This is a genomic window from Amycolatopsis sp. CA-128772, assembly GCF_002904295.1.
Taxonomy (GTDB): domain Bacteria; phylum Actinomycetota; class Actinomycetes; order Mycobacteriales; family Pseudonocardiaceae; genus Amycolatopsis.
In genome coordinates this window covers 54,390-65,447 of the sequence record NZ_PPHG01000010.1, presented here as the reverse complement: position 1 = coordinate 65,447, position 11,058 = coordinate 54,390, and the positions used below count along the sequence as shown (strand labels likewise).

At 71.6% G+C, this 11,058-nt stretch carries 8 protein-coding genes; 3 read left to right on the top strand and 5 right to left on the bottom strand.

Annotation, left to right across the window (positions count from 1 at the left end; genetic code table 11):
• From C2L59_RS04555 to C2L59_RS04545, 3 genes are all read right to left on the bottom strand, one after another.
• Positions 1 to 867 (bottom strand): hypothetical protein (locus C2L59_RS04555; RefSeq protein WP_103348248.1); only part of this gene is annotated, 867 nt, incomplete at its 3' end.
• 162 nt (positions 868 to 1,029) lie between these two features.
• Positions 1,030 to 2,370, bottom strand: coding sequence for an AarF/ABC1/UbiB kinase family protein (locus C2L59_RS04550; protein ID WP_103348247.1), 1,341 nt, complete (start codon positions 2,368 to 2,370; stop codon positions 1,030 to 1,032).
• Between the two features lie 60 nt (positions 2,371 to 2,430).
• Entirely contained in the window at positions 2,431 to 3,477 is a 1,047-nt protein-coding gene (locus C2L59_RS04545) for a ThiF family adenylyltransferase (protein WP_103348246.1), read from the bottom strand.
• A 230-nt stretch (positions 3,478 to 3,707) separates the two neighbouring features.
• On the opposite strand from C2L59_RS04545, the gene C2L59_RS04540 reads away from it, so the two are divergent.
• Positions 3,708 to 4,220 carry a M48 family metallopeptidase gene (locus C2L59_RS04540; RefSeq protein ID WP_103348245.1) on the top strand — a complete coding sequence of 171 codons (513 nt, stop codon included), beginning with the start codon at positions 3,708 to 3,710 and terminating at the stop codon, positions 4,218 to 4,220.
• Between the two features lie 441 nt (positions 4,221 to 4,661).
• On the opposite strand, the gene C2L59_RS04535 is transcribed toward C2L59_RS04540, so the two are convergent.
• A complete protein-coding gene (locus C2L59_RS04535; RefSeq protein ID WP_199198911.1) occupies positions 4,662 to 6,020 on the bottom strand; it encodes a zinc-dependent metalloprotease in 1,359 nt (452 codons plus the stop codon).
• 203 nt (positions 6,021 to 6,223) lie between these two features.
• On the opposite strand from C2L59_RS04535, the gene C2L59_RS04530 reads away from it, so the two are divergent.
• Positions 6,224 to 7,228 carry a PDZ domain-containing protein gene (locus C2L59_RS04530; RefSeq protein ID WP_199198913.1) on the top strand — a complete coding sequence of 335 codons (1,005 nt, stop codon included), beginning with the start codon at positions 6,224 to 6,226 and terminating at the stop codon, positions 7,226 to 7,228.
• Here C2L59_RS04530 and C2L59_RS04525 read toward each other — a convergent pair.
• On the bottom strand, positions 7,225 to 7,776 hold the full coding sequence (locus C2L59_RS04525) for a PPA1309 family protein (protein ID WP_103348242.1): 552 nt from the start codon (positions 7,774 to 7,776) through the stop codon (positions 7,225 to 7,227). The two genes, C2L59_RS04530 and C2L59_RS04525, sit on opposite strands and share 4 nt — an antisense overlap.
• Before the next feature lie 149 nt (positions 7,777 to 7,925).
• On the opposite strand from C2L59_RS04525, the gene C2L59_RS04520 reads away from it, so the two are divergent.
• Entirely contained in the window at positions 7,926 to 10,928 is a 3,003-nt protein-coding gene (locus tag C2L59_RS04520; RefSeq protein ID WP_103348241.1) for a UPF0182 family protein, read from the top strand.
• Positions 10,929 to 11,058 lie beyond the last annotated feature (130 nt).

The following is an 11,058-nucleotide window of genomic DNA, read 5'->3' as shown; positions in this document are numbered from 1 at the left end:
GGGGGTTGTGGGGATGGCCCGGACCCGGGGGCGGGGTGTTCGGGAGGCTTCGCCGAAGGCTCGGGCCAGCTCCTGGGCCACCTCGTGGGGAGCGTGGCGGAGCTGGCGGACCGTGCAGCGGACCAGGACTATGCCCGTCGCCGCCAGGGCCAGGTGGCTGAAGCCGCCTCCGGGGCCTGGGGTGCAGCGGTACCGCCAGGCCAAGCCGATCTCGTCCCACCACGCGTCCGCCTCGCCGAGGGGGCGGCCTCGGCGGTCGCAGATCGTCTGGTCCCAGCTCGGTGGGGGCACCGGGACCAGGTCCAGGATGCGGGTGGCCAGGCCGTGGGCCTGGATCGGACCCTCCTCGAGCTCGCGTAGCACCTTGCGGACCGCCGCCGTGCCGCGCTGGGGGCCTTCGTCCAGCTCCGCCAGCAGTTCCTCGCGGCGGCACAGGCCCCAGTACAGCGGCAACGTCAGCAGGTGTCGGATGCGGGCCGGGTCCGATTCGGTGCGGGCCAGGTCGAGGGCGGCGCGGGCCGGTGGTGCGAACGGCAGGTCGTCGACCAGGACCGGGTCCGGCAAGCGGGCCGTTCGCGCCAGCCTGACCCCTTCACACGCCGCCATCCGGCATTGGTCGGGCACCAGCAGGCGGATGTCGCCCGCCTCGCACTTCACGCCGTGGGCCTGCAGCGCGTCCGCGCCGGTGATCACCACCTTCGGCCCGTACCGCACCAGCAGCGCACGCAGCAGCTGCTGCCGCGTCGGGGCGGTGTTGCGCAGCAGGACGACACCGGGGTGCAGGCGGCGCCACGGCCCTCCGGGGCCGCAGAGCCGCCGGGTTCTTCGATCCGATACCCCGGCCCTTCGCAACTGTTCGAGGTTCATCACCTCGCCGGCGCCGGGGTTACCGAGGGGCAGGAGGTCGGTGCACTGAGTAGCAGTCATGTTCCGAGCATGGCTGCTCGGCCAACCGGGTGGAACCCCGTCCGCACCAGCTGTGGACAACTCGGCCGAATCCGCCCGTTCGTGGCCCCACCTGTGGACAACTCAGGCGGCGAACCCGGGCTGCCAGCGCTCCACGATTCCGCGGGCCGGAATCTCCGCGTCGAGCTGGCAGAGGATGCCCGTGGACCCGGCCGTCACCCGGTGGATCATCAGGTACTCCGGCGGCAGGTTGAGCATCCGGCCGACCCGGAAGTCGTTGCCGCGGCTGTCGCCGACCCGGCCGGCCTGCTTCTGCATCCAGCGGCGGGTGAAGTGGAACGTCGGCGCGGCCAGCGGCTCGGTGAACGGCGTTAGGTACGCGAGCACCTCGTCCGCCGTCAGGTCGCTGTCCGGCTTGATGAACCGGTTCTCCCGCAGCAGGCGCATCAGCCCGGCGGACTCGCCGTCGAGGGCCAGCCGTGTCATTTCGCCCAGGTGACGGGGGATGCCTTCGGGCAGCCGGGCGACGCCACCGAAGTCGATGACGCACAGCCTGTCGTCCTCGGTGATCATGAAGTTGCCCGGGTGCGGGTCCGAGTGCAGCAGGTGGACGCGCTCGGGTGAGGAGTAGTGGAACTCGGTCAGCAGCCGGCCCGCCAGGTTCCGGGTTTCCCGGTCGCCGTCCGCGATCACCTTGGACAGCGGTGTGCCGGTCACCCACTCCGTCACCACGACCTTCGGCGCGCTGGCCACCACCCGCGGCACCAGGATGCCGGGATCGCCGTCGAACGCCTTCGCGAAGGCCCGCTGGTGCTGGGCCTCGGACTGGTAGTCGAGCTCCTCGTTCATCCGCTCGGCGAGCTCCGCCAGCAGCGGCTTGACCTCCGTGCCGGGCACGAACGCCTGGAACAGCCGGCTGAACCGCTGCAGCTGGCGCAGGTCGCTGCGCAGGGCCTCGTCGGCGCCCGGGTACTGCACCTTGACCGCGACCGTGCGGCCGTCGTGCCAGACCGCGCGGTGCACCTGGCCGATGCTCGCGGCCGCCGCCGGCTCGTCGTCGAAGGAGGCGAACCGGCTGGTCCAGGTGCGGCCCAGCTGCTCGGCGAGCACCCGGTGGGTCTGCCGGGCCGCCATCGGCGGTGCCGCGGCCTGCAGCTTCGTCAGGGCCTCGCGGTAGGGCTTCGCCATGTCGTCCGGCACCGCCGCCTCGAACACGCTCAGCGCCTGGCCGAACTTCATCGCCCCGCCCTTGAGCGTGCCGAGCACCTCGAACAGCTGCTCGGCGGCCTTGGCCGACAGGGTCGCGTTCACCTGCTCCGCGCTCTGGCCCGCGAGCCTCTTGCCCCAGCCGCCCACCGCCCGGCCGGCGATGCCGAGCGGGAGACTGGCGAGCTTGGCGGTGCGGGCGGCACCCTTGCGCGGCATCGCGGTGTCACGATCGCCCGGGTCGCGGAAGTCGGTCACACTGGCGATTCTGCCTTGCGGCGACGATTGCGCGCAGCCTGCGCGCGACGACTTAGTGGTCTACGTCTCCTGCGGTACCCCCTGAGCGCCACAGCCGCACCGCGGGTGCGGCGGCCAGCCGCGGTGGCGGATGCGGCCGTCGAAGGCGTCGATTTCGAGGGTGGTGTTCCACGCCGGCGGCGCCGGCGCGGCGGGGGAGAGCAGCCGCATGGCCTGGGCGACCGCCAGCGACGCGCAGGCGTGCACCGCGCCGAGGTCGGGCCACTGGTGCCGGCCGGCGAGCTGCCCGGCGACCCGGGGCCAGCACGGATCGTTGTCCGTGCGGTGCAGGTCGGCGCAGCGCAGGCACGAGCTGCGGCCCGGCACGACCAGCGGCCCGACGATGCCCGTGCCGTCGCGGACGCGCGCCGCCAGGTGCGGGACGCCGTCCTCCATCAGCTCGGCGACGAGCTCGGGCGCCGGCACGACGGCGTCGGTGAGCAGGGCCACGTCCGGGTACCGGTCGTGCAGGCGGGTGACCCGGACGCCGGGGTCGACCCGGCGGAGCAGGTCGGCGAGCGCCTGCCGTCGAGGCCGCCCCAGGTCCGCGTCGGTGAGGCCGGAACCGAGGTCGTGCTCGGTCACCGCGCCGGGCACCCGGAGCTCGACGTGCCCGATGCCGGCGTTGGCCAGCAGCACGGCGGCGGCGACCGCCACCCGGCCGTCGCCGTGCACCGTGACCGCGGCGCCGCGCCGCCGGTCCGCTAGCGCCGCCTGGTGGTGGCGGGCGCGCAGCGACCAGAGACCGGACTCGCCGCGGAGCCCCGGACCGTCGGGGCCGCCGGCGTCGGTGACCAGACCGAGCGCCGTGAGCTGCCGCAGGAGCGTCCGCAGCTGGTCGCGGTGTTCGCTCTCGGCGAGCAGGAGCCGCTCGACGGGCTTGCTGCCGTCGAGCGCGCGCACCCTCGCGGCGAGATCCGGGGTGAGGTTTTCGACGATCACGCCGTGGCGCGGATCGAGGCCGATCTGGATCTCGCGTGGGCCGCGTTCCAGCACGGTGAGGCCCGGGAGCAGGGCGGGATGGGCCGGCAGGAGGACTGGAGGCATGTCCGCGGTGGAGAGGAGCATGTTCGCAGGATGGCACCCGGCGGCGACGGGGAAGGCCGGGAAGGCGCCGGATCGGCCGAGTTGTCCACAAGTGGACCCACCTGTGGACAACTCGCGTCTGTGACCTCCGGAGGCTCGGAGTTGTCGGTGCCTGGCCTTACCGTTGTCGGGTGGTCGAAGCACGGACGCCCTCGCTGAGAGGCAGGGGGGAGACGAACCCCCCGTCGGACACACCCGGACACAAGGTCGAAGTGCGGCGCAGCCAGCGCCGGCACCGGACGGTCACCGCGTACTGGAAAGACGACACGCTCGTCGTGCTCATCCCCGCGCGGATGACCAGGGCGGAGGAGAAACACTGGGTCGCCGAGATGGAGCGCAAACTGCAGCGCTCGGAACCACGTCGCCCGGCGTCCCCGAAGACGTCGGACGAAGCCCTGCTGGCGCGCTGCGCGCTGCTGTCGGGCAAGTACCTGGACGGCACCGCGACGCCGGCCAGCGTCCGCTGGGTGCAGCCCATGCGCACGCGGTGGGCCTCCTGCACGCCGGTCGACGCGACCATCAGGGTCAGCGACCGGCTGCGGAAGGTGCCTCCGTGGGTGCTCGACTACGTGCTGGTGCACGAGCTGGCGCACCTGCGGGAGCCGGGGCACGACGCGGCGTTCTGGGCGCTGGTGCAGCGGTACCCGAAGACGGAACGCGCGATGGGGTACCTGGAGGGGCTGGCGGCCGCTGCGGGGTGGGGGATCGATTTGGAGGAGTGTTGAAGGGGTGAGGTGGTCGGGGTGACCTGCAGGGACTGGGGTCGCCCCGGTTGCTTCGGGCCTGGTTGGGAGGGGTGAGGTGGAACCGGTCGGAGGGGTGCCGGGCGGCTGAGAGGTGCCTGCGGCGGTCCGGGGGAGGGCGTGCCCGAGGGCTTCGGTGCTGGCGGACGCTTGTGGGCCGGGCTGCTGCGCGAGGCGTGGCAGCAGGGCTTCGGTGCCGGTGGCGGTCCGGGTGATGGGCGGGGCTGCGCCCGGTCGTGCCCAAGGGGCTTCGGCGCCGGCGAGGCTCGTGGGCCAAGCTGCGGCGGCGAGGCCCGCTAGCACGGGCGCCGGCGAACGCCTGCGGACCGGAGCTGCGGCAGCGAGGACCGCCAGTGAGGCCCGGCAGCAGAAAGGCCGGTGACCCGCGACGCGGACCACCGGCCTCTCGACGAACCCCCCGGCCTAGGCCGGGGTCTCGCCCTCCTCGGGCGGGGTGTTCTTGCTCTTCTCGTCGCGCTCCGCCTGCTCTGTGCGCTCCAGCTCGGCGATCGGGTCGAGGCCGTCGAGGAGGTCGCTCGAGCCGACCCGGTCCGCGAAGTCGATCGGCTCGTCCAGGTCCTCCGCCGTCGGCATCAGGTCCGGGTGGGACCAGAGGCCGTCGCGCTTCTCCGTGCCGTGGCGGTCGCCCACCAGGCTCCACAGGTTCGAGGCGTCGCGCATGCGGCGGGGACGCAGCTCCAGGCCGACCAGGGTGGCGAACGTCTGCTCCGCCGGGCCGCCCGTTGCGCGGCGGCGGCGCAGCGTCTCGCGCAGGGCGTCCGCGCCCGGCAGGCGATCTCCCACCGCTTCGGCCACCACCACGTCGACCCAGCCTTCGACCAGGGCCAGCAGGGTCTCCAAGCGCCGCAGGGCCGCCTTCTGCTCCTCCGTCGTCTGGGGTTCCAGCAGGCCCGAGGACATCGCTTCCTCGATGCTCGCCGGGTTCGCCGGGTCGATGCGGCCGGCCAGGGACTCCAGGGCCGACGTGTCCACCGAGATGCCGTGCGCGAACTCCTCGACCGTGGCCAGCAGGCGCTGGCGCAGCCACGGCACGTGGGTGAACAGGCGCTGGTGGGCCGCCTCACGAGCGGCCAGGAAGACCAGGATCTCGCTGTTCGGCAGCTCCAGGCCCTCGGCGAACTTCTCGATGTTCGCCGGCAGCAGCGCCGACGTGCCGGCCGGGGCCAGCGGCAGGCCGATCTCCGACGACGTCAGCATCTCCGAGGCGAGCTGGGCCAGCGCGTTGCCGAGCTGGGACCCGAAGGCCATCCCGCCCATCTGCCCCATCATCTGCAGCAGCGGGCCCGCGGCCTGCTTGGCCTCCTCGGGCAGCGCCTCCATCCAGGCCCCCGAGATCTGCCGGGCCACCGGGTCGCACAGCCGCTGCCACGTCGGGAGCGTCTTCTCCACCCAGGACCGCGGGGACCAGGCCACCGTCGACGTCGCGCCGGCCGGGTACACCGTGGCCGCGTCGAGCCAGAGCTCGGCGAGGTGGGCGGCGTCACGGACCGCGGCGTTCGCGTCGTCGCCGCCGCGGAAGCCGAGTTTGCTCTCGCCGGTGTTGCCGGCGCTGCCGAGGGTCTGCAGGGCGATCTGCTTGGCGAGGTCGTAGTTCACCGGCCCGCTGGAGGTGCCGGCCTGGCTGAGCATCTGGCCCAGCTGGCTCAGCATCTGCCCGAGCTGGTTGAAGGCCTCGGCGCCGGACTGCCCGCCTTCCGAGGGGTCGTTCTCACCTCGTTTGTCGGGATCGGAAGGTCCGAAGCCGAACGGGGGTTTGCTCATGTGTCCACCGTACGCGGGTCGACGGCCGTCGAGCGCGTCAACCGGACCCATGTGCGTGGCCTTCACCGGGAAGCGAATGCGGTCACCGTACGCTGTCGGTCGTGACCAAGTCTTCCGAGGAGACCGCCCCCGCGAAGAGCGCCCCGGAACCGGCGGCGGAGCCGGCCGGCGAGGCCCGGCGGATGACCCGCCGCGGCTGGACACTGGTGGTCAGCGGCGCGCTGTTCCTGATCTTCGTGGTGCTCGGCTCGGTCGTGCCGGTGCCGTTCGTGGCGATCAGCCCGGGCCCCACCTACGACACGCTCGGTCGCGACGCCGCGGGCAACCCGGTCATCCAGGTCACCGGTCACGAGACGCAGCCGACGACGGGCGAGCTGCGGATGACCACCGTCTCCCTGCACGACGGCGTCACCCTCTTCCAGGGCCTCGGCTTCTGGGCCAGCGGCCGGTACGCGCTCGCCCCGCGCGAGGAGTACTTCAAGCCGGGCGAGACGAACGAGCAGGTCAAGCAGGAGAACATCCAGCAGCTGCAGGACTCGCAGACGAACGCCCAGGTCGCCGCCCTGCGCAAGCTCGGCTACCCGATCAAGGTGCTGGCGAAGCAGATCGTCTCCGGCAGCCCGGCCGACCACGTGCTCTCGCCCGGCGACAAGCTGATCACCGTCAACGGCAAGAAGATCGTCGAGGCCGCCGACGTGCGGGCCGCCCTCACCGGCACCCTCCCCGGCCAGACCGTCCAGATCACCTTCCAATCGGACGGGCAGCCCGAGCGGACCGTGCCGCTCACCCTCGCCGCGCGCCCCGACCGCAAGGAGGGCTTCATCGGCCTCACCGCGGTCGACCGGGCCGACGCGCCGTTCACCGTCAACATCTCCCTGCAGGACGTCGGCGGCCCGTCGGCCGGCCTGATGTTCACCCTCGCCATCATCGACCGGCTGCAGTCCGGCGACCTGGCGGGCGGGCGGCACATCGCCGGCACCGGTGAGATCAGCGAGACCGGCGAGGTCGGCCCGATCGGGGGGATCTCGTTCAAGGTCGTCGGCGCCCGCGAGGCCGGCGCCACCGACTTCCTGGTTCCCGAGCACAACTGCGCCGAGGCCAGTACCAACGCGCCCGCCGGGCTCAACCTCATCAAGGTGTCCACACTGGACGACGCGCTCGCGCAGCTGGCCAACCTGAAGGCGGGCCGGCCGACGGCGTCCTGCTAGGGCAGCAGCGTGGCCTTCAACGCCTCGACCAGATTCGGGGCCAGGTCGGGGCTTTCCACGATCTCGTCGACCGATTCGTCCGTGCCCTCGGTGGTGCCGATCCCGCGCAGCCGCATCACGCAGGCGCCTTCACCGTCGCGCAGGACGGCGGCCACCAGGCGGGCCTCGGTCCGCTGCGGGTGGTCGGCGGCCGCGCGGCGGAGGCTGTCCGCGTCCGCCTCGGCGACGTCCGGCAGCTCGGACTCCGAGCCCGGCGGCAGCACGATGATCTCCTGGGCCAGCGCGCACCCGATGACCAGGTCCGGCCAGGCGATCCGGCCCAGCGCCTCGGCCAGGTCGCCCTCGGGCAGCGCCTCCTGGGCCACCGGCGTCAGCGGGTTCGCCCGGTCGAGCTGCCCGGCCAGCTCCGGCTGCTCGTCCAGCAGTGCCGCCGTCGGCACCAGCGCGAACAGCTGCGGCGGCTGGTCCCAGCCGGCCGCGGCCATGAAGTCCTCGATTTCACGGGCGAGCGCGGCCACGCCGGCCTGTCGCGCTTCGTTCGCTGCCATGCGCACATCGTGTCAGGTCGACCGGCGCGCCGACGCCGCGAGTCCGGTTCGGGCGGGTCCCGGGAACTTCACCGGGCATCCGTAGAGTTAGGGAATCAGGGGGCGCACGCGCCCCTGCTCAAGTGTTGACGAGAACAGGAGCGTGTGCCGTGGCGACTCGGCCCCCGGTGAGCCTGCCGAAGCTGTCCCGGCGGAGCCGGATCCTCCTCATCATCGCCGCGGTGATCGTGCTGGCGCTGCTGCTCGGGGCCCGCCTCCTCGACACGTACGTCGATTGGCTGTGGTTCGGCGAAGTCGGGGCACGCCCGGTGTTCACCACCCAGGTGATCACCCGGCTCATCCTCTTCTTCGCCGTCGGGCTGCTGGTCGGCGGCGCGCTGGCGATCAGCCTGATGATCGCCTACCGCACCCGGCCGGTGTTCGTGCCGATCTCCGGCGCCGACGACCCGCTGGCGCGCTACCGCTCCGCGATCGTCGCCCGGATCCGCCTCTTCGGCGTCGGCATCCCGGTGCTCACCGGCCTCATCGCCGGTCTGTCCGCCCAGGGCGACTGGCAGGTCGTGCAGCTGTTCCTCAACGGCACCTCGTTCGGCCAGACCGACCCCGAGTTCGGCAACGACGTCGGCTTCTACGCCTTCGACCTCCCGTTCTACAACTGGCTCCTCGGCTGGCTGTTCATCACCGTCGTCATCTCCTTCTTCGGCGCGCTGATCTCCCACTACGTCTTCGGCGGCATCCGGCTGGCCGGCAAGGGCGGCCAGCTCGCCGGCCCGACCCGCGCGCAGCTCGCCATCACCGTCGGGCTCTTCGTGCTGCTGAAGGCGGTCGAGTACTTCTTCGACCGCTACAACCTGCTGCTGTCCGACCGCGGCGCCCCGCTGTTCATCGGCGCCACCTACACCGACCTGAACGCGGTCCTGCCCGCCAAGCTGATCCTGCTGTGCATCTCGGTGATCTGCGCGATCGCGTTCTTCGCCGGCGCGTTCCTGCGCAACCTGCAGCTCCCGGCCATCGCCCTGGTGCTGCTGATCCTGTCGAGCATCCTGGTCGGCGTCGCCTGGCCCGCCATCCTCGACCAGTTCTCGGTGAAGCCGAACGCCAACGAGAAGGAAGCGACGTCCATCCAGCGCAACATGGACGCCACCCGCCGCGCCTACGGCCTCACCGACGTCCAGTACCAGCCCTACACCGGCAAGTCGGACGCCACCCCGGACCAGATCAAGGCCGACAACGGCACCATGGCGAACATCCGGCTGCTCGACCCGAACGTCCTCTCCGACACCTTCACCCAGCGCGTCGGCCGCGAGAACTTCTACGGCTTCCCGGCCAAGCTCGACATCGACCGCTACACCGTCGGCGGCGTGACGCAGGACTACATCGTCGCCGCCAAGGAGATCAAGACCGAGGGCCTCACCGGCAACCAGACCAGCTGGATCAACAAGCACCTCGTCTACACCCACGGCAACGGCTTCGTCGTCGCGCCGGCCAACACGATCGACCGGGCGGTCAAGGACGCCAACTCCGACGGCGGCTACCCGATCGCCACCACCAGCGACACGCAGAACCCGGCCGGCGCCGGCGCCACCGGCACGAACCAGCCCGGCATCGAGGTCAAGGAACCCCGCATCTACTACGGCGAGCTGTCCGCAGCCGAGTCCGACTACGCCATCGTCGGCGGCACTTCCGGCAACGCGCCGGGCGAGTACGACACCGCGACCGACCGCTACAACTACAAGGGCGCCGGCGGTGTCCCGATCGACAACTGGTTCAACCGCCTCGCCTTCGCCGCCGAGTACGGCGAACGGAACATCCTGTTCTCCGACGCCATCGGCGACAACTCCAAGATCATGTACAACCGCGACCCGCGCGACCGCGTCAGCAAGATCGCGCCGTGGCTGACCCTCGACGGCGACCCGTACCCGGCCGTCGTCGACGGCAAGATCCAGTGGATCATCGACGGCTACACCACGCTCAACAACTTCCCGTACGCCCAGCAGACCCAGCTCGGCGCGGCCACGAACGACTCCCTCAACGGCGTCGCCCGCCAGGCCAACAGCTCCATCAACTACATCCGCAACTCGGTCAAGGCCACCGTCGACGCCTTCAACGGCACCGTGACGCTGTACTCGATCGACGACAAGGAACCGGTCCTCAACGCCTGGGAGAAGGTCTTCCCCGGGCTGGTGAAGCCGAGCTCCGAGATCTCCCCGGACCTGCGGTCCCACTTCCGCTACCCCGAGGACCTCTTCAAGATCCAGCGTGAACTGCTGTCGCGCTACCACGTCAGCAACCCGCAGGAGTTCTACTCGCAGCAGGCGTTCTGGAGCGTCCCGCAGGACCCGACGGCCGAAGGCGGCTCCAACCCGGCCGCGGCCGGCGCGGCCAACCAGCCCGGCTACTACGTCCTCGCCGACACCCCGGGCCAGACCAAACCGACGTTCCAGCTGACCAGCTCGCTCACCGGCCTCCAGCGCCAGTACCTCGCGTCCTGGATGTCGGTGTCCTCCGATGCCGCCGACTACGGCAAGATCCGCGTGCTCCAGCTACCCAGCGCGGCCACCGGAGCCACCCAGGTCGACGGCCCGGTCCAGGTCCAGAACCGGTTCCAGAGCGACCCCCGCGTCGCCCAGGACCGCACCCTCTTCAACAACCCCAACGTCACGCCCATCTACGGCAACCTGATCACGCTGCCGGTCGCCGACGGCTTCCTCTACGTCGAACCCGTCTACATCCGGCAACGCAACCAGACCAGCTACCCGCAGCTGGCCCGCGTCCTCGTCTCCTACGGCCCCAAGGTCGGCTACGGCGCCACCCTCCAGGAAGCCCTCGACCAGATCTTCGGCGCCGGCACCGGCGAAGCCACCACCACGCCACCCCAGGCCGGGCAGCCCACCACGACGCCGCCGACGACACCCACCACCCCGACCACACCACCGGCGAACACCGGCGGCGGCAACGCGGCCCTCGACAAGGCCGTCACCGACATCCAAGCCGCCATCGCCAAACTCAAAGCCGCCCAGCAGTCCGGCAACTTCACCGACCAGGGCGCCGCCCTCGCCGCCCTCGACGCGGCCGCCCGCGCCTACGAAGCCGCCAAGACCGCCGCCCCCGGAACCAGCACCCCACCGCCGAGCAGCCAGCCCGGAGGGTGACGTCGGTAACGTCAACGGCACCTGCTTTGCACCCCCGCGAAACGAGGGCGTAAGGTAGGTGCCACGACGCGGGGTGGAGCAGCTCGGTAGCTCGCTGGGCTCATAACCCAGAGGTCGCAGGTTCAAATCC